Annotated in this window: 25 protein-coding genes and 3 tRNA genes; 20 read left to right on the top strand and 8 right to left on the bottom strand. The window is 64.6% G+C overall.

Annotated elements, in window-relative coordinates; genetic code table 11:
* Positions 1-4: 4 nt before the first annotated feature.
* Both HTIA_RS09030 and HTIA_RS09035 read left to right on the top strand, forming a co-directional pair.
* Complete coding sequence (locus HTIA_RS09030; RefSeq protein WP_008523675.1) at positions 5-394, top strand: DUF5658 family protein; 390 nt, start codon at positions 5-7, stop codon at positions 392-394.
* Between the two features lie 101 nt (positions 395-495).
* The gene (locus HTIA_RS09035) at positions 496-879 is read left to right on the top strand and encodes a DUF5658 family protein (protein WP_008523674.1); all 384 of its coding nucleotides are present in this window, start codon (positions 496-498) and stop codon (positions 877-879) included.
* Positions 880-888: 9 nt separating this feature from the next.
* Here HTIA_RS09035 and HTIA_RS09040 read toward each other — a convergent pair whose 3' ends face one another.
* Entirely contained in the window at positions 889-1425 is a 537-nt protein-coding gene (locus tag HTIA_RS09040) for a hypothetical protein (RefSeq protein WP_008523672.1), read from the bottom strand.
* A gap of 116 nt (positions 1426-1541) precedes the next feature.
* On the opposite strand from HTIA_RS09040, the gene HTIA_RS09045 reads away from it, so the two are divergent.
* Positions 1542-2087 carry a peptidylprolyl isomerase gene (locus tag HTIA_RS09045; protein WP_008523670.1) on the top strand — a complete coding sequence of 182 codons (546 nt, stop codon included), beginning with the start codon at positions 1542-1544 and terminating at the stop codon, positions 2085-2087.
* Positions 2088-2115: 28 nt separating this feature from the next.
* On the opposite strand, the gene HTIA_RS09050 is transcribed toward HTIA_RS09045, so the two are convergent.
* A complete protein-coding gene (locus HTIA_RS09050) occupies positions 2116-2652 on the bottom strand; it encodes a GNAT family N-acetyltransferase (RefSeq protein WP_008523668.1) in 537 nt (178 codons plus the stop codon).
* A gap of 217 nt (positions 2653-2869) precedes the next feature.
* Here HTIA_RS09050 and HTIA_RS09055 point away from each other — a divergent pair, with 217 nt between their 5' ends.
* The 15 genes from HTIA_RS09055 to HTIA_RS09120 all read left to right on the top strand — a co-directional run bounded on the left by HTIA_RS09055 (position 2870) and on the right by HTIA_RS09120 (position 17410).
* Positions 2870-4765: an ABC transporter substrate-binding protein gene (locus HTIA_RS09055; protein ID WP_008523667.1), complete on the top strand. Its 1896-nt coding sequence runs from the start codon at positions 2870-2872 to the stop codon at positions 4763-4765.
* A 267-nt stretch (positions 4766-5032) separates the two neighbouring features.
* Positions 5033-6121: an ABC transporter permease gene (locus tag HTIA_RS09060; RefSeq protein WP_008523666.1), complete on the top strand. Its 1089-nt coding sequence runs from the start codon at positions 5033-5035 to the stop codon at positions 6119-6121.
* A gap of 5 nt (positions 6122-6126) precedes the next feature.
* Positions 6127-7737: an ABC transporter permease gene (locus HTIA_RS09065; RefSeq protein WP_008523665.1), complete on the top strand. Its 1611-nt coding sequence runs from the start codon at positions 6127-6129 to the stop codon at positions 7735-7737.
* Positions 7737-8831: an ABC transporter ATP-binding protein gene (locus HTIA_RS09070; RefSeq protein ID WP_008523664.1), complete on the top strand. Its 1095-nt coding sequence runs from the start codon at positions 7737-7739 to the stop codon at positions 8829-8831. The genes HTIA_RS09065 and HTIA_RS09070 overlap by 1 nt, the downstream gene beginning before the upstream one ends.
* Positions 8828-10165, top strand: coding sequence for an ABC transporter ATP-binding protein (locus tag HTIA_RS09075; RefSeq protein WP_008523663.1), 1338 nt, complete (start codon positions 8828-8830; stop codon positions 10163-10165). The genes HTIA_RS09070 and HTIA_RS09075 overlap by 4 nt, the downstream gene beginning before the upstream one ends.
* The gene (locus tag HTIA_RS09080) at positions 10155-10562 is read left to right on the top strand and encodes a DUF7555 family protein (RefSeq protein WP_008523662.1); all 408 of its coding nucleotides are present in this window, start codon (positions 10155-10157) and stop codon (positions 10560-10562) included. The genes HTIA_RS09075 and HTIA_RS09080 overlap by 11 nt, the downstream gene beginning before the upstream one ends.
* Before the next feature lie 44 nt (positions 10563-10606).
* On the top strand, positions 10607-11152 hold the full coding sequence (locus HTIA_RS09085; protein WP_008523661.1) for a DUF7529 family protein: 546 nt from the start codon (positions 10607-10609) through the stop codon (positions 11150-11152).
* Between the two features lie 93 nt (positions 11153-11245).
* A tRNA-Val gene (locus HTIA_RS09090) sits at positions 11246-11320 on the top strand.
* A 100-nt stretch (positions 11321-11420) separates the two neighbouring features.
* Complete coding sequence (locus HTIA_RS09095) at positions 11421-12533, top strand: ABC transporter ATP-binding protein (protein WP_008523660.1); 1113 nt, start codon at positions 11421-11423, stop codon at positions 12531-12533.
* Positions 12526-13314, top strand: coding sequence for an ABC transporter permease subunit (locus tag HTIA_RS09100; protein ID WP_020936267.1), 789 nt, complete (start codon positions 12526-12528; stop codon positions 13312-13314). Before HTIA_RS09095 ends, HTIA_RS09100 begins: the two co-directional genes overlap by 8 nt.
* Positions 13311-14144 (top strand): ABC transporter permease subunit, encoded by an 834-nt coding sequence (locus HTIA_RS09105; RefSeq protein ID WP_008523658.1) that lies wholly within the window; start codon positions 13311-13313, stop codon positions 14142-14144. The genes HTIA_RS09100 and HTIA_RS09105 overlap by 4 nt, the downstream gene beginning before the upstream one ends.
* A 76-nt stretch (positions 14145-14220) precedes the next feature.
* On the top strand, positions 14221-14733 hold the full coding sequence (locus HTIA_RS09110) for a metallophosphoesterase (protein WP_020936268.1): 513 nt from the start codon (positions 14221-14223) through the stop codon (positions 14731-14733).
* 210 nt (positions 14734-14943) lie between these two features.
* Positions 14944-15072, top strand: coding sequence for a DUF7859 family protein (locus HTIA_RS17300; RefSeq protein WP_008523655.1), 129 nt, complete (start codon positions 14944-14946; stop codon positions 15070-15072).
* Positions 15073-15128: 56 nt separating this feature from the next.
* Complete coding sequence (locus HTIA_RS09115; RefSeq protein WP_008523654.1) at positions 15129-16229, top strand: aminopeptidase; 1101 nt, start codon at positions 15129-15131, stop codon at positions 16227-16229.
* Positions 16230-16312: 83 nt separating this feature from the next.
* On the top strand, positions 16313-17410 hold the full coding sequence (locus HTIA_RS09120) for an aminopeptidase (protein WP_008523652.1): 1098 nt from the start codon (positions 16313-16315) through the stop codon (positions 17408-17410).
* 387 nt (positions 17411-17797) lie between these two features.
* Here the strand turns inward: HTIA_RS09120 and HTIA_RS09125 are convergent.
* The 3 genes from HTIA_RS09125 to HTIA_RS09135 form a co-directional block, all read right to left on the bottom strand.
* A tRNA-Arg gene (locus HTIA_RS09125) sits at positions 17798-17873 on the bottom strand.
* 51 nt (positions 17874-17924) lie between these two features.
* Positions 17925-19025, bottom strand: coding sequence for a DUF373 family protein (locus HTIA_RS09130; protein WP_008523650.1), 1101 nt, complete (start codon positions 19023-19025; stop codon positions 17925-17927).
* 489 nt (positions 19026-19514) lie between these two features.
* A tRNA-Val gene (locus HTIA_RS09135) sits at positions 19515-19589 on the bottom strand.
* Between the two features lie 83 nt (positions 19590-19672).
* Here HTIA_RS09135 and HTIA_RS09140 point away from each other — a divergent pair.
* Both HTIA_RS09140 and HTIA_RS09145 read left to right on the top strand, forming a co-directional pair.
* Entirely contained in the window at positions 19673-20182 is a 510-nt protein-coding gene (locus HTIA_RS09140) for a DUF192 domain-containing protein (protein WP_008523649.1), read from the top strand.
* 38 nt (positions 20183-20220) lie between these two features.
* The gene (locus tag HTIA_RS09145; protein WP_008523648.1) at positions 20221-20949 is read left to right on the top strand and encodes a creatininase family protein; all 729 of its coding nucleotides are present in this window, start codon (positions 20221-20223) and stop codon (positions 20947-20949) included.
* A 4-nt stretch (positions 20950-20953) separates the two neighbouring features.
* Here HTIA_RS09145 and HTIA_RS09150 read toward each other — a convergent pair whose 3' ends face one another.
* From HTIA_RS09150 to HTIA_RS09160, 3 genes are read right to left on the bottom strand one after another with little or no spacing between them, the layout of a single operon-like run.
* Complete coding sequence (locus HTIA_RS09150) at positions 20954-21382, bottom strand: DUF5790 family protein (RefSeq protein ID WP_008523647.1); 429 nt, start codon at positions 21380-21382, stop codon at positions 20954-20956.
* 58 nt (positions 21383-21440) lie between these two features.
* A complete protein-coding gene (locus tag HTIA_RS09155) occupies positions 21441-22481 on the bottom strand; it encodes a DUF7544 domain-containing protein (RefSeq protein WP_008523646.1) in 1041 nt (346 codons plus the stop codon).
* A gap of 51 nt (positions 22482-22532) precedes the next feature.
* Positions 22533-22883 carry a dihydroneopterin aldolase family protein gene (locus HTIA_RS09160; protein WP_008523645.1) on the bottom strand — a complete coding sequence of 117 codons (351 nt, stop codon included), beginning with the start codon at positions 22881-22883 and terminating at the stop codon, positions 22533-22535.
* Positions 22884-22946 lie beyond the last annotated feature (63 nt).

The following is a 22946-nucleotide window of genomic DNA, read 5'->3' on the forward strand; positions in this document are numbered from 1 at the left end:
CTACATGATCGACCTGCGGACGCTGCCCGAGCGACTCGTCCCGGCGTGGTTCCGGGACGGGTTGGCGGCGTTCGAGGCGTTTCTGGAGCCGCGGCCGCTGCCGGAAGCCGACGCCGTACTCTGGACAGTCGTCCTCGTCGGGTCGGCATTCGACGTCGTAACGACGATAGTCGGGGTCGCGTCCGGTATCCCAGAAGGGAACGCGGTCGCACGAGCGTTCATGGAAACCTACGGGACGCCCGGTATCGGCGCGCTCAAGCTCGTCGCGCTGGCTCTCCTGGTGGTAACCTGGCACTACCTCGCCGCGGAATCGGCGCGAGTCGTCCTCGCCGGGTTCGCCGTCGTCACGCTGGCGGTCGTCGGACTCAACACGCTCACGCTCGCCGGCGTGTGAAAGTTGCCCACGCCCGAAACCGAAAGAATAAAAACATCAGTAGTTGATATTCTGTCCATCCGGACAGCGGCATCGGAGCCGCTTCCGGGGGTGGTGGGAAAATGGGAAAACACCAGACGACGACCGAGCGGGTAGTATCGACACCGTCTCGTATCGAACCGGTTGGCCGCCTCGCCGAGTGCGTCTCGCTCTCGACGCTCACCGCGGTCCTCTGGGCGACGGTGCTCGCCGCGTCGGCGACGGACGTGGTGACGACGACGATCGGCCTCCAACGGGGACTCGCCGAGGGGAACGCACTCGCCCGAACGCTCGTCGAGTCGTTCGGGATCGGCGGTCTCGCCGGACTGAAACTCGCCGCGCTGGGAGTCCTGGCTGGGACTTGGTATGTCGTCGACGAGCGACAGGGACAGGCCGCCCTCGCGGGCTTCGGCGGCGTCACCGTGATCGTGGTCGGCTGTAACGTCGCCACGATCGCGACGATGTGACTCGACAGCTCACTCCGATCGCGGAGGTGCACGGCCGAGGATCCGGTCCGCGAGACTCCCGAGAGCCGTCAGCGCGACGTTGACGTACAGCCCGACGAGAAACGACACGCCGGCGGCGAACCGCGGACCGGCGACGCCCTCGACGCCGTCGAACGCGCCGACCAGGAGGTAGACGCCGGCGGCGAGGACCCAGGCGGCCGGAATCCGCATCGCCAGCCCGACCAGGTCCTCCCAGCAGTTCCACTCGGTGTACCGGTCCAGTCTTCCCATCAACTTCGTGAAGATGTACCCCAGCGCGCCGAAGCCCGCATACAAGTAGACATAGACGGGAACGACCACCGGGCTCGGGTCAGCACCCCTGGCGGGGATCGCGACCGCCCACTCGAGGACGCCGGTCGAGAGCACGAGACCGACAGCCGTCAGCGCCCCGAAGACACCGATGACGACCCAGTTTAACAGCGACCACTCGGCCCCAGCTTCGGACCGTTCCTGGCCAGCTTCCGTCCCCGCGGCCCCCGTTTCGGCGGCTGCTCGACGTTCACTCACGGAAACTATTTCAGAATTACACAAGTAAAATCCATCGTTCCCCGATCACGGCGACCCGAGCGGCCCGCCGGTCCCGGACCACCACGGTTATCCATATCCCACCCGTCTCCCCGAGCATGAGCGACCTGACAGCGACTATCGAGACGACCCACGGCGACATCGAGATCGACCTCTACGACGAGCGCGTGCCGAGAACCGTCGAGAACTTCGTCAACCTCGCGAAACACGACCCCGCGGCCGACGCCGACCCGGCCCCCGAAACTCCGACCTGGGAGGACCCCGAGACGGGCGAGACCCGCGGCGACGCCTTCTATCAGGACACCCCGATCCACCGGATCATCGAGGGCTTCATGGTCCAGATGGGCGACCCGACGGGGACCGGCCGCGGCGGCCCGGGGTACACCTTCGACGACGAGTTCCACGACGAGTTGGGCCACGACGGCCCGGGCGTGGTCTCGATGGCCAACTCCGGCCCGAACACCAACGGCTCGCAGTTCTTCATCACGCTGGACGCCCAGCCCCACCTCGACGGCGACCACGCCGTCTTCGGCGAGGTCGTCGACGGGATGGACGTCCTCGAGGAACTCGGGAGCGTCGAAACCGGGCCGCGTGACGAGCCCAAAGGCGACGTTCGACTCGAAGCCGTCCGGATCAACGACTGAGGCTGCGAAGCTGGCTATTCGACCCGCGCTATTCCTCCTCGCGCCACTCCTCGGCGAGCAGGCCGTACCAGTGGACGTCCCGGAACCCGCCGTCGGCGAAGACGGCCTCGCGGTGGACACCCTCGTGAGTGAAGCCAAGGTTCTCAAGGACCTGTCGGGACGGCTGGTTCCCGTCGAACACTTTCGCCTCGATGCGGTGAAAGCCGAGGTCTCGAAAGCCGTAGTCGACGAGCGTGCCGACGGCGTCGGTGGCATAGCCGTTGCCCTGCTCGTCGGTCGCGACCCAGTAGCCGAGTTCGCCGCGGCGTGAGTCACCCGAGACCTCGTGGAAGCTCACCATCCCGACCGGCTCGTCCGCCACGGAGATCAGGAGGTGGATCGTCTCCTCGTCCGAAATCGTCTCCTCGAAGAATTCCGTGAGTTGCTCGCGGTTGGACGGGAACGGCCACCCGAGCGTCCGCCAGACGGCCGGCTCGGCGCGCTCGCGCTGGATAAATTCGAGATCGTCTTCCTCGATCGTCCGCAACGTCACCGTCTCGCCGTCGAGAAACACTGGTCCGGGCATCCTGCGGGGATTCGAGCAGTTCCCGCTTAAGCGTGGCGGGGTCCAATCGGGAACGGCTGTCGACGGGACGCCACATTATAACAATAAATATGGCATATTGAGAGTACGTTTAGAAGAGTTGTATAAATAGAAAATAAAACCAATTGATGAGCAGATTCTTGGAAGTATAGCCAATACCAGTACGTTTAAGAACGTGTCTTTGCTAAGGGATACCATAATGTCGGACGAGAAAAAACTGAATCGACGAAAGTTCCTCGCAGCGACCGGTGCTGCGACGGCGAGCGTCGGACTGGCTGGATGTTCGAGCGGCGACGATACGGACACGCCTGCTGACACCGAGACCGACGCGCCCGAGGAAACGGACGAACCGGCAGCGACCGAAACCGACGCTCCGGAAGAGACTACCGAGTCGACGGGCTACGAACCACCGAGTTCGTTCCCCTATGGGATCAACGAGGCCCAGGTCGGTGAGGCCCAGCGAGTGATGGAAGAGGCCGACTACGGGCCGGACAACACCTACGACCTCGACTGGCTGCAGTACCAGAGCCCCGCGTGGAAGGAGATGGCGAATACGATCCGCGCGCGTCTGGACTCCGCGTACATCAACATGAACATCAGCGACGCGGACTTCGGGTCGCTGCTTGAGACGACCGAGAAGGGGAACCACGAGGCCTATACGCTGGGGTGGGTCGCCGACTACCCCGGAGCCCAGAACTTCCTGCAGCTCATCGACCCGGAGAACACCATCTACGACGCCGAGGGCTACACGCCCAACGGCGCGCGGCTGTTCTGGTCCGAGGACGTCCAGGGCGACGAGGAGATCCGCCAGTACATGACCGAGCAGTTCGACCGAATCCAGAACAACCCCGGCCTCGGTGAGGAAGCCACGAGTACGCGGAACGACGCCGCTGTCAAGATGGAGCGGGCGTTGTGGGACTCGGCGGCACTCCTGCCGGTCTATCACACCGTCGACCAGCTGTTCTGGTACGATCGCGTCGACTTCAACCCGCCCGGCGGGATGGGGCCCTCCCGAGCGAAGGAGAACGTCTCGGTCAACGGCATCGAAGGCAAAGACGTTCTCAACGGCACGTCGGCCACGTTCAGCTCCCTCGACCCGATCGCGTCGGGCAACACCGCGAGTGGGGGCAAGGTCATCAACCTGTTCGACGCACCGATGAACTACGTCAACGGGACGACGGAAGTCGAACCCCTCATCGTCGAGGACTACTCGGTCAGCGACGACCTCACGGAGTACGAGTTCACGCTCAAGGAGGGTATCCAGTTCCACGGCGATTACGGCGAGGTCACCGCCGACGACGTGGTCTACTCGATCCAGCGGCTCGTCGAGTCCAGCAACTCCACGAACACCTACTTCCCGCTGTCGGTGCTCCAGATCGAGCACGAGACCGACGACGAGGGCAACGTCGTGTCCGGTTCGACCGCCGTCGAGGCGACGGGCGAGTACACGTTCACGGTCTCGCTCGCCGCACCGTTCGGCTACGCGCTCGAGGTGCTCGCGTACTCGGCGTTCTCGGTCGTCCCCGAAGGCATCGTCGGCGACGTCGAGGGCTACGACGGCGACATGGAGTGGCAGGAGTTCTCGACGAATCCGGTCGGTTGTGGCCCGTTCGTCTTCGAAGGGTGGCAGGAAGGCAACGGTGGCGAGTTCCGCGCCTCGGCCTTCGCAGACTACCACGGCGATGCGGCGGACTTCGGCCTCCACGACGCCATCATCACCGACACCACCGCCCTGTACAACTACTTCCGCAACGGGAACGCCGACGTCGCCGCCATCCCGACGTCCCAGTACGACCCCGCACTGGCCAACGCGGAGTCGACCAACGAGCAGGGCCAGACGCTTGGCACGTACGGCCCACTCGACGACGGGACGGAAGTCAACATGTCCGAGACCCCCTCGATCAACACCTACTTCATCGGGTTCAACATGGAGGAGGTCCCCAAGCCCGTCCGCGAGGCGATGGCCTACGTGCTCACCCGTGAGGATTTCGTCGAGAGCGTCTTCAAGGGTCGCGGCGAGGCCGCCTACCACCTCCTCCCCAAACAGGTCTTCCCCGGCGGTGCCGAGAACTACGACGCGAACTACCAGGGATAAGCCCGTACTCTCCGGGTTTCGATCCGGCAAGCCGGATACAATCGTTATTGTTAAACCCGCATAGCCGAAATCATGAGCGAATAACTTACACATGCCCTCGAGGATGGAGTCATCGTCGTGGCAGGCGATGTTGTTCCGAAGAGACGTTCGTACCGCAGTGTCGGCCGGGCCGTCACCGGGCCGTCACAGAGACGCGGACGGCACGTACGCTCCCCCGAGGGTCGATTCGCGCGACCGTCACTCGGTACCGTCCGAGGGTGAGGGCAGATGAATCGGCTGCTGTATCTCGCCAAGCGACTGTTGCTCGCGGTCCCGGTCTTCCTGTTCGGTGTGACGATGAGTTTCATCGTCCTGTATCTGGGCCCGATCGACCCCGTTTTGAACATTCTCGGACAGGACGCGACGCCGGAGGACGTCCGTCAGTTGCGGATCGCCCTCGGACTCATCTATCCCGACGGCTCGACGGTTCCGCTGTGGGATCAGTACCGAAAGGTCCTCATCGATCTGGTGACGTTCAACTTCGGCCAGTCGTGGATCATCCAGCGTGGGACGCCGGTCAGCGATCTCATCATGAACCGGATGCCCGTGACGCTGTGGCTCGGGTTCTGGTCGGTCGTCGTCGCACTGATAGTCGGCATTCCCGGCGGCCTCTATGCCGGTCTGCGGGCCAACACCTGGCGGGATTACCTCACCTCGGGAGGGGGGATCATCTGGCGGGCGATGCCGAACTTCTGGCTCGCCGTGATGTTCGTCGGCCTGCTCTCGGCCGGCGGTCTCCTGTCGTTTTACCCCGACTTCATCGTTCGGACCGACGTGATCGGGACGTCCGATTCGATCTCAAACATGGTCGGCGAGATCGAACTCTTCACTCGTATCCCGGAATTCCAAACAACGGTCACGGGTCCACAGTTGACGAACATCGCCATCGCGATCAAGTGGATCCTGCCAGCGGCGCTCGTGCTGGGATCCTCGTCGATGGGCAACGAGATCCGGATCGGCCGGACCGCCGTCCTCGAGAGCATCAACTCGAAGTACGTCGAGACAGCAAAGGCCAAGGGCGTCTCCGGGCGGCGCATCGTGACCAAACACGTCGGCCGCAACGCCCTGATCCCACTCCTCCCGATCATCATGAGCGAGTTCTACCTGCTGATCGGGGGGTCGGTCCTCGTCGAGAAGGTCTTCTCGATCCGGGGGCTCGGCAACATGTTCTTCCGTGGTGTCCTCGGTCCGGACATCCCCCTCGTGATGGCACTCGTCTTCCTGTTCATCATCGTCCAGGTCACCGTCAACATCGCCCAGGACATCCTGTATACGTTCATCGACCCGCGGATCACGCTGGAGGACACTGAGAGGTGACATCGATGTCGGACACTGAATCTACCACGACGCGCGAAGAGTTGACCGGGTTCGAACGCGTGCCGCTCCGGACGCGAATCGCCGAATCCCCGCGACCGTTCCTCCGGTGGTTCTCGGTCCTCGTCGTCTTGATCGCCGTCGAGTTCGGCACGTACGCGAAACTCGCGTTCACCCTGGTCGAAGCGACGTTCGTCGGCGTGACGGCGTTTTTCGAGCTTCTCGCCGGGACGGTCTCCAGTAGTGCGGCGAGTGCGATCCTCGACGTCCAGGCTGCCGGGGCCGAGTTCCTCGGCGGATTGACAGAGTGGGCTGGCTCACTCCCGACGCTGTTCGGCCGGGAAACCATCCCCAATCAGGGGTATCAACTCGGTCCGGGCGGCACCTGGGACGGGACAGTACTGGGGATCGAGCCCCCGGAAGCAATCGCGGATCTGCCGGTCGTATTCGATTGGAAAGGGACGTTCCTCGGCCTCGAACCCGCGCTCGCGTGGGCGTTGCGCCTGACGCTCATCGTCGCCTACGCGATGTTTCTGGCCTACTGGCTGTTCCGCGGCTGGACGGTCTTTCGTGACCACTACCGCCAGGCCGACTGGACGCCGACCGACGACATGATCGGGCGGCTCAAGGGCCACCGCTGGGGGCAGTTCGGCATCCTCGTCCTGTTGTTGTACCTGACGATGGCGATCTTCGGGCCGGCGCTCGGGCCGACGACCGTCGAGCAGAACATCCAGAGTTCCTACAGCCACGAGATCAAGTACTTCGACGAGGAGGCGGAATCCGTCGAGACGATCTTCGTCGGCGAGGCCAATTTCAACTCGAAGTCCAAGGGGAGCGGTGAAAACGTCGGCCCGATGACCTACGACGACTTCGACCGGTTCCATCCGTTCGGGACGCTCAACAACGGTCGTGATCTGTTCACGTTCCTCATGGGCGGGGCACGCATCACGATGATCGTCGCGGGGATGGCGATCGGGATCGCGACGCTCATCGCGGCCACACTGTCGATGATCTCGGCGTACTACGCCGGATCGGTCGACCTCACGATCTTGACAACGGCCGACGGGATCGTCTCGGTCCCCCGGCTGATATTGTTGATCATGGTGAGTGCCGTCTTTGCAAACCACTGGCTCGGGAACATCCTCGACGGCGGGTTCATCCTGGCGCTGGTGTTTGCCTTCACCACGTGGCCGCTGCTGTGGCGGGCCGTGCGTGGCCCCGCGCTCCAGGTCGCCCAGGAGGAGTGGGTCGACGCGGCCCGGAGCTTCGGTCAGCGCCCGCGCACCATCATGCGCAAGCACATGCTTCCGTACATCGTCGGCTACCTCCTGGTGTACGCCTCGATGACGACCGGGGGCATCATCATCAGCCTCTCGGCGCTATCGTTCCTCGGGAACGGGCTCGGCATCAGCGCGCCGACGCCGGCCTGGGGGCGAGCCGTCTCGCTGGGCCAGAGTTACGTCGCGACGTCATCCTGGCACATCTCGCTGCTCTCGGGGCTGATCATCGTCGTGCTCGTGACCGGCCTGAACGCCTTCGGTGACGGGATCCGGGACGCGATCGACCCCGAGACCGAGAGTGCCGAGGCCGAGGAGGCGGCCGCTGGAGGTGGTGCCTGATGTCCCGTGAACGCACCGCCGAGAGCGTGCGTGACGAGGGCGAGCCGTTACTCTCAGTCCGAAATCTCCAGACGGTCTTCCACACTGACCGGGAGACGATTCGGGCCGTCGACGACGTGAGCTTCGATGTCTACCCCGGCGAGACGGTCGGCATCGTGGGCGAGTCGGGATCGGGCAAGAGCGTCACTGCTCGCTCGATCATGGGGCTGGTCGACTCCCCCGGCGAGGTGCTCGCGGAGTCGTCGATCCGGTTCAACGGCGAGGAGCTGACGAGCCTCTCGGACGCCGCCTATCGCGACGTCCGGGGGAGCGGTATCGGCATGGTGTTCCAGGACCCCCAGCAGTCGTTGAACCCCGTCTACACGATCGGCAACCAGATCAGGGAAGCCCTGGAGATCAACCGGGGTATCACGGGCGCGGAAGCGACCGCGGAGGCGACGGACTTACTCGAGTCGGTCGGCATCCCCGACGCGAAACGTCGCCTCGACGAGTACCCCCACGAGTTCTCCGGCGGGATGCGCCAGCGCGCCGTCATCGCGATGATGCTGGCCTGTGAGCCCGACCTGCTGATCGCCGACGAGCCGACGACCGCCCTGGACGTGACGATCCAGGCTCAGATCCTGGACTTGCTGAAGGAGCTCCAGAAGGAGCGCAACCTCGCGATCCTCTTTATCACTCACGACATGGGCGTCATCGCCGACATCTCCGATCGCGTGAACGTGATGTACGCCGGACAGATCGTCGAGAAGGCCTCGGTCGAGAACCTCTTCGAGCGCCCGAAACACCCCTATACGCGGGCGCTGATCGAGTCGATCCCCGGCGAGCACTCCCGCGGGGAGGGGCTCAACACCATCGAGGGCGAGGTGCCGACGCCGAACGCGCCGGCCGACCACTGCCGGTTCGCCCCGCGGTGCCCGCAGGCGTTCGGGGCCTGCGACGAGATGGCCCCCCAGCACATCGACGTCGGCGAGACAGTCGAACACACGGCAGCGTGTCTGCTGTATCCGGAAGGGGAAACAGAGACGGAGCGACTCGAACACCATCGCGCACTCGCGAGTGGCGAGGACGTCGACACGGAAGGTGAGCACCGATGAGCGGGGACCTACAACGGACCGACCAGGTGGCCGAGAGCGGCGAGACGCTGATCGAGGTCGAGAACTTGAAGAAGTACTACGGCGGTGGCGGCGTCTTCGCCAACCCGTCGGTAAAGGCCGTCGACGGCGTGAGCTTCTCGATCAAGCGCGGCGAGACACTCGGCCTCGTCGGCGAGTCCGGGTGTGGGAAGAGTACGCTCGGTCGGACGCTCGTCCGCCTAGAGGAGGCCACCGAGGGGACGATTTCCTTCGACGGGACCGACATCACGACGCTCTCGGGCGAGGACCTGAAAGACTGGCGTCGTAACGCCCAGATGGTCTTTCAGGACCCCGAATCCAGCCTTAACGACCGGATGACCGTCGGGGAGATTATCCGCGAGCCGCTGGACGCCCACGACTGGAAGACCAAGACGGAGCGCCAGGAGCGGGTGCTCGACTTGCTGACGTCGGTCGGGCTCCGGGAGGAACACTACTACCGGTATCCCCACCAGTTCTCGGGCGGCCAGCGCCAGCGCGTCGGCATCGCGCGGGCACTCGCGCTCGAACCGGAGTTTCTCGTCCTCGACGAGCCGGTCAGCGCGCTGGACGTCTCCGTCCAGGCGAAGATCATCACGCTGCTGGAGGACCTCCAGGAGGAGTTCGACCTGACGTACCTCTTCATCGCCCACGACCTGGCCGTCGTCCGTCACATCTGTGATCGCGTCGCGGTCATGTACCTCGGGAAGATCATGGAGATCAGCGACACCGAAGCGGTCTACGAGAACGCCCAGAACCCCTACACGCAATCGCTCCTCTCGGCGATTCCGCGACCCGATCCCTCGACGTCCTCTCACCGGATCACGCTCCCGGGGACCCCACCCAGCCCACGCGATCCGCCGACGGGGTGTCAGTTCTCGACGCGGTGTCCGGCCAAGATCCGGCCGGAGGGCTACGACCACGTCGGCGAAGAGACCTGGGACGCGATCGAGCGCTTCCGGGAGGTCGTCCGCGAGCGGTCGCGGATGAGTCTCGGGACAGTCGATCGTCTCAAACGCCAGCTCGGCACGTTCTCGGCGTACGACGACATCGACGAGACGGTCGCGGACCTCTTTGGCGACCTCGAGGTACCCGCGGACGTCCGCGAGGAGATCGATGCTGCCGCCGAGCTGGTCAAAGACGGCCGCCCCGCGGACGCACGTGACCACCTCGGGGAAGCGTTCAACGGCGTGTGTGACCTGCAACGCCCCGACTTCCATCCGGTCGGCGAGCACGAGCATATGAGCTACTGTCACCGTCACGACGCCGAATACGAGGACGTCGAGCCAGTCATCTCCCGCCGGACCAGTGACTCCTAACGGCTACCGCTACGTCGAGTTCGCGCTGTGGGTCGGGAGCGTCGCGACGGCGATCGTGGTCGTCCTCGCGATTCCGTCTCTGATCGTCGGCAACGGGCTGGTGACGCTGAAGTACGCCCTGTTCGTGGTCGGCTTTCTGTTGTTTGGCGTCGGCTCGTTCGCCATCCAGCCGACGCCTCGCGGCCGAGGACCCGTCTCGCGGCTGTTCTCGATGAGTCTCGACGGTGGGAAGGCGTTCGGGTTCGAACAGCGGATTCAGGAGCTCCCGCCGCTAGACGGCCGAAACCTCCCGTTCGAGGACCGCGTGAGCCGTAACGTGAAAGTGTTCGTGACCAGTTTGATCGTCCTCGGCGTCTCGATCCTCCTCGAGGTCGGCCTGGGTGTCACAGCTGGGTGAGGACGGCGAGCCACCTTTATTGGTATCGGCCCGTATCGACAGACATGGTTAGACTCGGGCCCGACGATGTCGAACTCGACGACGGTGAGCAACTGCTTCGGTCCAGCGACGCGGCCCAGAGCGGGTGGGAGCAGACCCTCGAAGACGTCGAGGCGATGGCGCGCGATCGGGCCGAGTCGGGGTTCGAAACACTCATCCTCACTTCGGACAACACGACACCGAAGCCGCCCGAAGCCGACGATACTGACGAATGGGGCCTGGTGTATATCGTCCCGAGCAATCAGGCGAAAGAGTACGAAGATTTCGCCGAGGACGTCGCGTTCACGGAGACGGTCGTCTATCAGGCGACCAGTTCGGGCCACGCCTTTGTGGTCACCGAGTGCATCGACCCCGAGCGCGAGCGGACACTCTTCGTGGCCGGGACCTACCGACTCCAGCACGCTGCGCCGCTGGTCGAGGCCGCCCTCGAGCGCGGCGAGATGTACACCCACGTCAAGAAACTCGACGGGACCGAGGTCGCATCGATTGCCCACGACGACGCCGAGCAGTTCTTCCCCGACCCGGACGAGTACACGGCCTACAGCGCGTGAACCCGTCGCAGGTTGGGGCGGTCGCTCGCCGCGGGGCGTTTCGAAACCTTCAATTGTGCCAGCCGTCTACCGGAGAGTGCAACGAGCGAGCCAGGGTTGGTGGTCTAGGTTGGTTATGACACCTCCTTGACATGGAGGAGGTCGGCGGTTCAAATCCGCCCCAACCCATATTTTCCGGCGAGCAAATTCGCGAGCCGGTAATGTGGTCACAGAGGCGCAGCCACCGACTAGATTTATATTCCAGCCGTCAGTTTTTCAAACAATACACATGCCGCCCATCCACACAGACGGGTTGACGAAATACTACGGCGATGTACGCGGTGTCGAAGACCTCTCGTTCGCGGTCGAGAAGGGCGAAGTGTTCGGGTTTCTCGGGCCGAACGGGGCCGGCAAGACGACGACGATCCGGACGCTGATGGGCTTTATGTCGCCAACGGAGGGGACGGCGACCATCCTCGATGCGGACATCAGGGACGCGGCGGCGCTCAGGTCGGTCCGGGGAAACGTCGGGTATCTCCCGTCCGAGCCGAGTTTCAACGAGAACGTCACCGGCCGACGATTGCTCGAATACCACGGGTCGCTTCGTGGCGACGTCCGCAGCGACGAGATGCTCGAACTGTTCGATCCGCCACTCGACCGGAAGGTACGGGAGTACTCCCGCGGGAACAAGCAGATGCTCGCCATCGTCGTCGCGTTCATGCACGACCCGGACGTGCTCATCATGGACGAACCCACCTCCGGGCTCGACCCCTTGAAACAGGAGCAACTACTGGAGTTCATCCGCACCGAACAGCAGCGCGGCAAGACCTTCTTTTTCTCCTCGCACATCCTGAGCGAGGTCCGGAAGGTCTGTGATCGGGTGGCGATCATCCGCGACGGGCACCTCGTCGAACTCGAGGACGTCGAGTCGCTGCTGGACCGCAGCGGGAAAGTCGTCCGGGCGCGTCTCGGCGGCGACTTCGACGCCGACAGTCTGGCACTCGAGGGCGTCCACGACATCGAAGTCAGTGGCGACGCCAGCGGGGGCGAGCGTGGCGACGGACACGGCAGTGATGGCGCGGGCAGTATCGGCGACGGAAGCGACACCGCCGACAGCGACGGGAGCGGCGACGCAGCCGCCGCGAACGAGGCGACGAGCGTGACGTTCACCTACACTGGCGCGTACGAACCGCTGCTGGAACACCTCCTCGAATACGACATCTACGACCTGAGCATCGAGGAGGCCCCGCTCGAAGACGTCTTCATGCGCTTCTACGGCGAGAACCCGGCCGAGCGGGTCGAGCGGGTCGAAAACGGCGAGATCGAGGAGCATGAGAACGGAGAGATCGAGGAGCACGAGAACGGCGAGCCAACCGACAGGGCGGAGGAGGCCGATGCTTGAGACGACGCGCTTCGAATCCGAGCGGCTCGTGCCCGCCGCGGCGGTGATCGGACTGGGGCTGGCGGCCTTCGGCGGGATGATGACGCTCATCGCGCCCGGTATCCTCGGGGACGTCGACATCGCGGCACTCTTAGAGCAGTTCCCGGCCGCGATGGTCGAGGAGATGGGCCTGGGGAAGATGGGAACCATCGAGGGCTTCATCGCGCTCGAACTCTACGAGTACGTCTGGCTGCTCGGCCTCGGAGCGTACGTCGCCTACACCGCCGCCGGCTTCATCGCCGGTGACGTCGAAACCGGGCGGATGGACACGCTGCTCGCCGCGCCGATCTCCCGGTGGCGACTCCTCGTCGAGAAGTACCTCGCGTTGCTCACGCCGATCGTCGTCGTCAACGTCGTCGTCTTCGCGGGTGTCGCCGGGGCGGCCCAGGTCATCGACGAGACGATCCCGCTCGCCGACCTCGTCGCGGTCCACGTCCTGTCGGTGCCCTACCTGCTCGCTTGTGGCGCGTTTGGCATGCTCGCGTCCGTCGCTGCCCCGCGGCGGATCGTCGCCGAAGGCGTGGCCGCCGGAACCCTCGTCGGGGCCTTTCTCTTCGAGATGCTGGTGACCAACACCGACCTGGGGTGGCTCGGGGCGGTAACGCCGATGCGGTACTACGATCCGCTTGCGATCCTCACCGAGGGAACCTACGATCCTGCCGGCGGAGTGATTCTGTTTGCCGCCGCAGTCGTGTTGCTCGTCGGGAGTGCCTGGCTGTTCGGGGAGGTTGACGTCCAATGAGCACCGAGACCCCTGAGACCACGAACAGCAATCAAGCAACCAGTCCGCTCCTCGTCGTCGCCCGCTTCGAGGGACGCAACCGACTCCGAGTGACGGGGATCCTGGCCGTGCTGTTCTCGCTGTTCGGCCTCATGTACGTCTGGATCGGCCCCCAGATGATCGAGGCCGGGTTCTCGGAGTTGCTGGACGCGATGCCACCGGTCGTCACCGAACTGTTCGGCTTCGAGAGCCTCGAATCGATCGAGGGCTTGCTCGCCAGCGAGTTCTACACGCTCGGGTGGATCGTCGGCCTCGGCGGGTACCTCGCCTACAGTGCTGCCGGGACCGTCGCGGGCGACCTCCGAGACGAGCGCATGGACACGCTGACGGCCGGCCCCGTCGCTAGGCGGAGTGTCTTCCTCGGGAAGTACCTCGCGCTCCTCGTGCCCATCGTCGTCCTCAACGTCGTCGTCCCGGTCGTCCTGTACGTGGCGTCGTTCGCCATCGAGGAGTCGCTCCCGCTCGTCGACCTCGCGATCGTCCACGCGTTTTCGGTCCCGTATCTCCTCTTCTGGAGTGCGATCGGTCTCGCCCTCGGCGTCGTCGTTCGCCGTGGTCGGACCGCCGGTCGGGTCGCGCTCGGGGCGGTCTTTTTCGGGTGGCTCGCCGAGTCGATCATCTCGACGACCGACTACGACTGGCTCGGCGGCCTCTCGCCGATGCGGTACTTCGACCCACCGGGCGTGCTCGTCCACGGGACCTACGACGTCGCCGGGGCCGGCCTGTTGCTCGGTGGCGCGATCGTGGCACTCGCCGTCAGCCTATACTACTTCGAGGGGCACGATCTCTGAACAGGCCAAGGACGCGACCTCCGAAGGGCTGCCCGATACCGAGACCGTTTTCGGCCGTCCAGATCAACGTGTGGCCGTGCTCGCAGTCGTCGCCGACACTCACGGGACCGAGGACGCTCGACTCGCCAGCCGGGTCGCCGACGTGATCGCGGACGCCGAGAAAGTGCTACATACGGGTGATTTCACGACTGCAGCAGTCTACGACGCCTTCGATCGTCGCGCCCGCGAGTTGATCGCCGTCCACGGCAACAGTGACGAGGACGCCCTGCGAGAGCGACTGCCCGCTGTGCGGACGATCGAATGGGAAGGCTGGTCACTCCTGCTCGTCCACGGGCACGAACACACCGCCACGTCTCTCCCGTTGCTCGCCCGGGAACGTGGGGCCGATCTCGTCATCGCAGGGCACACCCATCGGCCGGCGATCGAGCGACTCGGGGGGCTGCGCGTCGTGAATCCGGGGAGTCACGCCGACCCGCGTGCCGGTCCGCCGAGCCACGCCGAACTCCGGACGGAGAACGGAGTGCTACGCGTCGAAATCCGGGATCGGGCAGGCGACGTGATCGAACGGGAGCGCGTGTCGGGGGAGTGATCTGAGTAGGGGTGGAGAGCCGAAGCGGGTGCCGGCCACGTCGAACGTCGGGTGGACGGATAAAGGCTTCACCGGAAGGTCAAACAGCTGTTTGAATCGCCTGCCGGGATCGAAACCATCACTCCGCTGTCGGAATCCAGGGAGGGGCGAATCGGCCCCGAGACGTCAGGGCGACGAAACATCTAAGATTTCAGGCCGCATTCGGACAATATGGTCGATCCTGTGCTGATCGGTATCGTCGTCGTCGTCCTCGGGTTCGTCTTCGCGACGTACCTGTTCGTGCGCCGGATCGCGACCGGCTTCAGTCAGGGCATGCGCGAAGGCAAACGCGGCGGGTGATCGACTCGCCACGGGACGAAACTGGTTTGGCCGGCGGTCGAGAAGTCTCTGCCGTCATGGACCCGCGCATTCGTGAACACGCACAGCTCATCGCCGATGCGGTCGATCTGAGCGACGGAGACGACTTTCTCATCAAGAGTGAACCGGCAGCCGAGGAACTCGTCGTCGCACTCTACGAGATCGCCGGCGACCGCGGCGCACACCCCGTCTCGATCCGGACCAACCGAAGCGGTCGCGCCATCCGAAACTACCTCCAGGCCGCCGACGCCGCCGACGTCGACTTCGAGACGCCGGCTCACGAACAGGCCCTGGTCGAGGCAGCCGATTGCCACGCGGTGATCCGCGCCCACGAGAACGTCACGGAACTCGAAGACGTCCCGCCCGAGGTCAATTCTGACTACGAGAAGGCCCACCAGCCGATCCTCAACGAGCGGTTGACCGACCGCTGGACGCTCACCCAGCATCCCACGCCCGCCGACGCCCAGCTCGCCGAGATGAGTTTCGAGGCCTACCAGAACTTCGTCTACGACGCGATCCTCAAAGACTGGGACGAACAGCGAGAGTTCCAGGCCCAGATGGTCGACATTCTGGAGGAGGCAAGCGAGGTCCGGATCAAAAGCGGCGACACCACCGACGTCACCATGTCCGTCGCCGGCAACCACGTCCTCAACGACACGGACAGCCACAACCTCCCCGGCGGCGAGGTCTTCACCGCGCCGCTCCCCGACTCCGTCGAGGGCGAGGTCCTCTTCGACAAGCCAGTCTATCGCCGCGGGCGCGAGATCACCGACGCCCGACTCGTCTTCGAGGACGGCGAGGTCGTCGAGCACAGCGCCTCGAAGAACGAGGACCTCCTCACCAGCATCCTCGACACCGACGAGGGAGCCCGCCGCCTGGGCGAACTCGGGATCGGGATGAACCGCGACATCGACCGCTTCACCTACAACATGCTCTTCGACGAGAAGATGGGCGATACCGTCCACATGGCGGTCGGCCGCGCCTACGAGGACAACGTCGGCGAGGGCAACGAGCAAAACGAGTCGGCCCAGCACGTCGACATGATCGTCGACATGAGCGAGGACTCGTTTATCGAGGTTGACGGCGAAGTGGTACAGGAAGACGGCACGTTTGTCTTCGAAGAGGGATTCGAAGCGTAAGCAGCCACGACGAGCTGGCAAACGCGCAATCTCGAACGGGCGCTCTCGAAACTATTAATCGCGTTCCCTCGGTCGGGGATGACATGGACCCGCGCGTCGACCGACACGCCGAACTCATCGTCGATCGCTGTACAGACGTCTCCGAAGGCGACAACGTCGTCCTCCTCTCCGGACCGGAAGCCGAAGACCTCAACGTCGCGCTTTTCGAGAAGATCGGGGAACGCGGGGGGATGCCGATACGGGCTACCCAGGGCGGGCGCGAGCACCGCTCGTTTATCCGGGCTATCGACACCGAGGCACTGACCGAGCCGAACCATCTGGATTCGCTGCTCGAAGCCACGGACGTCTTGATCATGGTTCGGGCCTCGCGCAACGTCGCGGAGACCAGCGACGTCGCCCCGGAGTCGATGCAAGCCTTCGCACAGATCATGGAACCGATCCAGGATCACCTCGAGGGCGAGAACACCGACACCGTCATCACCCAACACCCGGCCCCCGGCGACGCCCAGAAGGCCGAGATGAGCACCGACGGCTACACCGACTTCGTCTACGACGCGATCGATCAGGACTGGGACGCTCAAGAGGAACACCAGCGCCAGCTCGTCGAGATCCTCGATCCGGCCGCTGAAGTCCGCGTCGTCGCCGGCGAGGAGACGGACGTCACGATGTCTATCGAGGGTAATCCGGCGGTCAACAGCGTCGCCGACGAGAACCTCCCGAGTGGCGAGGTGTTCACCGCGCCGATCCCCGACTCCGTCGAGGGGACCGTCCGCTTCGACATGCCCGTCGTCCGCCACGGGCGCGAGGTCGAGGGTGCCTATCTCGAGTTCGAGGACGGGGAGGTCATCGCCCACGAGGCGGAGCAAAACGAGGCGGTCCTGACGGGCATCCTGAACACGGACGGCGGCGCGCGTCGCCTGGGCGAACTCGGCATCGGGATGAACCGCGACATCGATCGCTTCACCCACAATATGCTCTTCGACGAGAAGATGGGCGATACCGTCCACATGGCGATCGGCAAGTCCATCGAAGAGTCTGTCGGCGAGGACAACCCGAAAAACGAGTCGGTGGTCCACCTCGACATGATCGTCGACATGAGCGAGGACAGCTTCATCGAAGTGGACGGGGAGCGGATACAGGAAGACGGGACGTTCGTCTTCGAAGACGGGTTCGAAGGCTAAGGTCGGGAGCATCCGGCGAGCGAAGCGAGGTTCGAACGAAGTGACGAACCTCGAATGTGAGCGGTGTAACCGTGAGCGAAGCGAGCCGGTTCACCGAGCGGGAGCGTAGCGACCGCTCGGGTGATTTTTCGCCCACGTTTTTACGACGAGTGGTAGCCGAGCGAAGCGAGGCTACCCGAGGAAGTAAAAAGGTGGACAGGCACGGTGGGATTCTCACCGAAGGAAGACGTTCCGGGCATGCGGCCTCGCTGCCTCACGGCTGCGCCGTTCGGCTTTCGAGGTCGCTTCGCGACCTCGTACCGCTCGGCCGGTCCGGGACTGCGACTTCCAGGCTTCGAATCCCCTGCGTGGTTGTTCAGCACGCCTCGTGTTCACTCGGCGGCTTCACGGGCACGGTGGGATTCGAACCCACGAACCGTCGGATTAGAAGTCCGACGCTCTGTCCGGACTGAGCTACGTGCCCCCGTCGGATATGACGGGAGCGATTACAAAAAGCGCCCGGATCGAGATGCCACTACGCGCCGGCCTGGGCGTCCCCGCTTTCGAGTCTGGACTCGGCGATCGCGAACGCGAGCGTACTGAACAACCCCAGCAGCGTCCCGGCGGTGAGCAACAACGCCAGATACGACAGCGTGACCCGGCCGAGAACGTAGAAGCTGACGGCATGGGCGACACCGGCGATCGCGAGGATGTAGAAGGGCGCGTTGAGATGCCGCCACCGGAATCGGCCGGCGAGGTACTCGTCGGTGACCTGGCCGAGACTGCTGGTGATCCCTGCTGCTGCCAGCCAGTGGATCGCGCCGGCCACGACGGCGGCGACGGCCTGGGTCACCCCCAGTGTCGCCGAGTCCATGCCGCCACGGACGGCATCGAGCATCTCCAACCCACTTGCGGCACCGATCGCAAGCAACACCCCGGCGACGACGTACGTCACGATCGTCACCCGGCCGGCGTACAACCCGGTTCGGGCGCGTTCGACAGTCTCGTCGATAATGTCTCCAAGCCCGAGCCCTCGCGAAAGGATGTAGATGCCGAGCAGCCCCGAGGCGAGCCCGAAAACGTCGCCGGGCATCCCGAGGAAATTCGCGATGACAGCCAGCGGATAGATGAGCAACAAGATTCCGAGTGGGACCAGAATCGCGCCCCGCGTCTCGGGGTCGTTTAGCACCTGCTTGATAGTGTAGTACATCGATTCGAGGTCCTGGGCCTGGCGGACGACGACCCGCCGCACGCCGTCGATGTTGACCCGCGAGCGGATGACGGGCACCACGCTCTCGTCCTGTGCGCCGTCGGTGACCACGATCGCCCGGACGTCCTCACCGGTCGTCAGTCCCGCGAGGACGGTGTCGATCTCCGCGCCGACGGCCCGGTTGGCGGCGACGTCGCTGCCCTCGATTCCGGTCACGGCGGCGACCTCGACGGACTCGCCAGTCCCGCGGAGTTCGTCGTAGAGGTGGATCCCCTCGAACAACACGTTGAGGTCGCTGTCCTCGGGATCGGCAGTGGCGAACTCGACCGCGGCTTTCTCGACGGCATCACGGCCGACCACCGGCGTCTCGATGCCGGTCTTCCGGCCGATGTCGTCGTCGAGATCAACACACAGGACTAGCAGCATCTACCGACCGTACGCGACGGCCGTATAACACTTTTCTGGGTGCGGGACAGAGCACTCGAGAATACCATGGTGACTCTGGAGTGCTGTCGCCGTCAGAAGTGGGTCCGGGCGTCCTCGTGAACGGAGTGAACGAGGGCTCGAGAGAGCAGAGCTCTCTCGGCGGATTTGAACCACGCCCACGTCGCTCGTTTCACTCGCTCGTGGTCTACCTCAAATCCGCCGACGCTTCGTAGACGCGGCGCTCGTAAATGAGCGCCGCGAGAACTCAGTGGGTCCGGGCGGATTTGAACCAAAGAAAGACTCACTTCGTTCGTCTTTCAGGGTTTAAACCGCCATGCCATTCGCTCCTCACGTCCGTTCGTCGCAGAATGGGTCCGGGCGGATTTGAACCACGAGAACTTCGCTCTGCTCGTTCTCTGGGCTCAAATCCGCTTGTCCACACAGACGGCACTGGCTCCTCACTCCGCTCGGAGCAGTTGCCGTCAGAAGTGGGTCCGGGCGGATTTGAACCACCGACCTCGGCCTTGTAAAGGCCACGTCATAACCAACCTAGACCACGGACCCGTGTTCGAACCAACTGCATCCGGCGGAATAACCCTTACTTTCTGATCCGAACGCTTTCACTTCCCCCACCCATCTCCCCGGACGTGCACCGCAGTCAAGTCCTCAACCTGCTCGCCGTCGCCCTGCTCGTCCTCGCAGCAGTGCTGGCGCTGACCGGCCCGACCAGTCCACTCGCCCCGCTGCTCTCCCCGCTGTCCTACGAGAACGCGACACTCTCGATCCACGACGAGAACGGCACGGAACTCGGGACCGTCGACGTCCGCGTGGCCGACACCGAACGGGAACGCTACGTCGGCCTGAGTAACACCGAGTCACTCGCGGAGGGCGAGGGCATGCTTTTCGTCCACCCTGAATCCGGAAGCTACGCCTACGTGATGCGAAACATGGCGTTCCCGATCGACATCGTCTTCGCCGGCGAAAACGGGACGATCACGACAATCCATCACGCCCAACTCCCCGAGAACCCGGACAATCCACAGCAACGCTACCGCGGCCAGGGCCAGTACGTGCTCGAAGTCCCCTATGGCTGGACGAACTCGACCGGTATCCACCCCGGGGACCGAGTTTCGATTCCCGATTCCGTCGCGAACTGAGAGGAATCGTTTTCACGACGCGGCCGCGCCGTGGAGACATGCACCTCACCGAGTCGACCTGGCCCGACGCCGACGCGGTCGAGACCGATCTGGCCGTCCTCCCCGTCGGAAGCACCGAACAGCACGGCCCGCACGCGCCGCTCGGAACCGACGCCATCATCGCCGAGGCCGTCGCCGACGCGGCGGTTGCGTCCTTTCCGGGCGAGGTCGTCGTCGCGCCGCCGCTCACTGTCGGCGTGAGCGAGGAACATCGCGCCTTTCCGGGGTCGTTGTGGGTCAGCGAGGACACCTTCCGGGCGACAGTTCGCGAGACCGTCGACAGCCTCGCCCACCACGGCTGGAATCGCGTGGTGATCGTCAACGGCCACGGCGGCAACGTCGGTCCGCTCGAGGAAGTCTGTGCCCGGATCTCCCGCCACGACGACGCCTATTCGGTCCCGTTCACCTGGTTCGACGCGGTCGACCCCGACGACGTCTCGATGGGCCACGCCGGGCCACTCGAAACGAGCGTGCTCGAACATGTCGCGCTGGATCTCATTGACGAGAACGGGATCGAGGCTGCCCGCGAGGGGGCTGCCAGGCGCTGGGGCGAGTGGACGAGCGGTGTCAATCTCGCCTACGACGTCGAGGAATTCGCCCCGAACGGCGTCGTCGGGGATCCGACTGCAGGTAGTGCCGACCTCGGCGAAGAACTGCTCGGCTCGGCCCGGGACGCGCTGGTGTCGCTGCTGGAAGCAGTGGCCGAACGCGATCTGTCCGGTGACTAACCGGCTATTCGTCGCTTTCGTCGTCTCCCGCGTCGTCTCTCTCCTCGTCTGCGGATTCGAGTTCACTCCGGATCTCTGGAACAGTTCCCGCAAGGTCGCTCACTTGCTCGCGAGCGGCCGAGAGGTCGGCGATGAGATCCTCGACGGCCTCGATATCGTCCTCCAGATCGCCGGCATCGTCGAAGGCATCGGCACGTTCGCCCATCGTGTACCACTTCTTGGCGTCCCGGAGGTGGGTCTCTGCCTCACCCGGGTCCAGCCCCGACCGAAGGGCATTCAGGACACCGAGCGTGTTGTCGGCCTCGACGTCCCAGACGTCGTCGGGGTCGGGCAGCGCCTCGCGGGCCGCGTCGAGGTGTTCCTCGACGTCGCTGCGCATTTCGGTCGCCGCTTCGCCGAAGAGATCGTCGTCGTCGAGTGTTGATTGACTCATAGACACCTCTTCACACGCTCTCGGTTAAAAGATTGCCCGAAATTCAGGGGCCATTCCCTCAATCAGCGCCCGAGGGACGCCGGTCGGCGAGGACGTCGAAGTCGGCGTTGGTGTCCCCGAGCACTAACAGCGCGAACTGGCGGTGAAACACCCGGATCGGAACGTAGATCGCGGCTGCTGCGACGAAAAGAACGAGAAGATACGCCCCGAACAGAACCGCGAGCACTGCGATCGCTGCGGCCGTAATCACGCCGCCCTGGAGCGCGCCGACGCCGACGACCACGGCGACGACGGCGAACGGAATCAAGAGTGCGACGGCGGCGATCCCGAGGACGATACTCCCGACGATCCCCGTGACGATGTGCAGGCCGAAGGCCACCAGCACGTACGCGCCGTACTCTTTCCACTGGCCGGTGAGCGTCGGCCAGAACCGCCGCCAGCCGGCGATGACGCCGCGATCTTCACGGAGCATGATCGGGACGACGAACTCGGTGGTGAAGCCGTTGGCCAGTGCAACTGGAATCCCGACGACGAACCCGAGCGGAAGGAGGACGAGGACACCCACGACGATCCGGGCGATCGACGGCGAGACGGCTTCGCCCGCGAACAGCGCCGCGATCACGTCACCGAACAATAGCAAGAACGCCCCGCCGAAGATCGCAAACGCCACAGCCCCGAGAACGAGCCGAAAGGCGAACAGCCGGAGTCCGCGACCGATGTAATGGCCGAAGTACGCCCGGACGTTGATCTCGGCGCTCGACAGCGACTCGACGAAGACGAACTCCATGATCGCGCCGATCGCGCCGACGACGAGCCCGAGGAGGACGAGCACGGCGATGACGCCGAGAACGACGGCCACCGCAGTCGCCGTGAGTTCCGGCAACTCGATGCTGAATTCCGGGATCGAGTCACCGGGGACCGACCCAGCACTGGCGGGGGCGTTTCCGGTCGTCGAGAAGACACTCCCGCCGCCGCTCCCCCCGAGCAGGAAGAAGACGATCACGGCGAGGCGGGCCCACCGGCCGCCGTCGAAGGGCAGGAGGAACGAGCGAGTCATGTCGACGGCGTCGTCGATGCGGTCGATCGCTGCGAGAGCCATACCTGTGGGGTCCGTCCCCATGGGACTTAGCTCTAGGCCGTCAGGAGGCCATTACGCCGGTTCCTCGACGTCGACCAGCCGCATCCGGGGATAGCCCTCGTCCATCTCCATGACAGCGGTCGCCTCCAGTCCCTCGTAGCCCACCACGATCTCGACATCGGCGAACTCGCCGGTGAACTCCGTGTAGCCGACGTCCGGGTCGACTGCCGCCTCGATGGCTTCGGTCTTCATCGCGACGGTCACCGCCTCGCAGTGTGGCTGGTTCTCGATCGCACTCTCGATGGCGTTCGCGAGATCAGTCGCGCTCGCGGAGCTGATCGGCGTGCCCGCGAACTGATGATAGAGCGCGCCGAACTTGATCCCGAGTTCGAACGTCGCCCGGTGGGCGTCGGTCGGTTCCATACCCTCTCTGGGGCCGGCGACGGCTAAAACGTTGGCCGACGACGGGCAACCCGCTCACCGCGC

This window comes from Halorhabdus tiamatea SARL4B, from assembly GCF_000470655.1.
Lineage (GTDB): Archaea > Halobacteriota > Halobacteria > Halobacteriales > Haloarculaceae > Halorhabdus > Halorhabdus tiamatea.

Coding starts and splice junctions, on each gene's coding strand:
- HTIA_RS09085 (WP_008523661.1), top strand. CDS start 10,607: ATGGTTAGACTCGGGCCCGACGATGTCGAACTCGACGACGGTGAGCAA.
- HTIA_RS09095 (WP_008523660.1), top strand. CDS start 11,421: ATGCCGCCCATCCACACAGACGGGTTGACGAAATACTACGGCGATGTA.
- HTIA_RS09050 (WP_008523668.1), bottom strand. CDS start 2,652: ATGCCCGGACCAGTGTTTCTCGACGGCGAGACGGTGACGTTGCGGACG.
- HTIA_RS09045 (WP_008523670.1), top strand. CDS start 1,542: ATGAGCGACCTGACAGCGACTATCGAGACGACCCACGGCGACATCGAG.
- HTIA_RS09055 (WP_008523667.1), top strand. CDS start 2,870: ATGTCGGACGAGAAAAAACTGAATCGACGAAAGTTCCTCGCAGCGACC.
- HTIA_RS09160 (WP_008523645.1), bottom strand. CDS start 22,883: ATGGAACCGACCGACGCCCACCGGGCGACGTTCGAACTCGGGATCAAG.
- HTIA_RS17300 (WP_008523655.1), top strand. CDS start 14,944: ATGGTCGATCCTGTGCTGATCGGTATCGTCGTCGTCGTCCTCGGGTTC.
- HTIA_RS09030 (WP_008523675.1), top strand. CDS start 5: ATGATCGACCTGCGGACGCTGCCCGAGCGACTCGTCCCGGCGTGGTTC.
- HTIA_RS09060 (WP_008523666.1), top strand. CDS start 5,033: ATGAATCGGCTGCTGTATCTCGCCAAGCGACTGTTGCTCGCGGTCCCG.
- HTIA_RS09120 (WP_008523652.1), top strand. CDS start 16,313: ATGGACCCGCGCGTCGACCGACACGCCGAACTCATCGTCGATCGCTGT.
- HTIA_RS09035 (WP_008523674.1), top strand. CDS start 496: ATGGGAAAACACCAGACGACGACCGAGCGGGTAGTATCGACACCGTCT.
- HTIA_RS09100 (WP_020936267.1), top strand. CDS start 12,526: ATGCTTGAGACGACGCGCTTCGAATCCGAGCGGCTCGTGCCCGCCGCG.
- HTIA_RS09145 (WP_008523648.1), top strand. CDS start 20,221: ATGCACCTCACCGAGTCGACCTGGCCCGACGCCGACGCGGTCGAGACC.
- HTIA_RS09150 (WP_008523647.1), bottom strand. CDS start 21,382: ATGAGTCAATCAACACTCGACGACGACGATCTCTTCGGCGAAGCGGCG.
- HTIA_RS09155 (WP_008523646.1), bottom strand. CDS start 22,481: ATGGCTCTCGCAGCGATCGACCGCATCGACGACGCCGTCGACATGACT.
- HTIA_RS09130 (WP_008523650.1), bottom strand. CDS start 19,025: ATGCTGCTAGTCCTGTGTGTTGATCTCGACGACGACATCGGCCGGAAG.
- HTIA_RS09115 (WP_008523654.1), top strand. CDS start 15,129: ATGGACCCGCGCATTCGTGAACACGCACAGCTCATCGCCGATGCGGTC.
- HTIA_RS09070 (WP_008523664.1), top strand. CDS start 7,737: ATGTCCCGTGAACGCACCGCCGAGAGCGTGCGTGACGAGGGCGAGCCG.
- HTIA_RS09105 (WP_008523658.1), top strand. CDS start 13,311: ATGAGCACCGAGACCCCTGAGACCACGAACAGCAATCAAGCAACCAGT.
- HTIA_RS09065 (WP_008523665.1), top strand. CDS start 6,127: ATGTCGGACACTGAATCTACCACGACGCGCGAAGAGTTGACCGGGTTC.
- HTIA_RS09075 (WP_008523663.1), top strand. CDS start 8,828: ATGAGCGGGGACCTACAACGGACCGACCAGGTGGCCGAGAGCGGCGAG.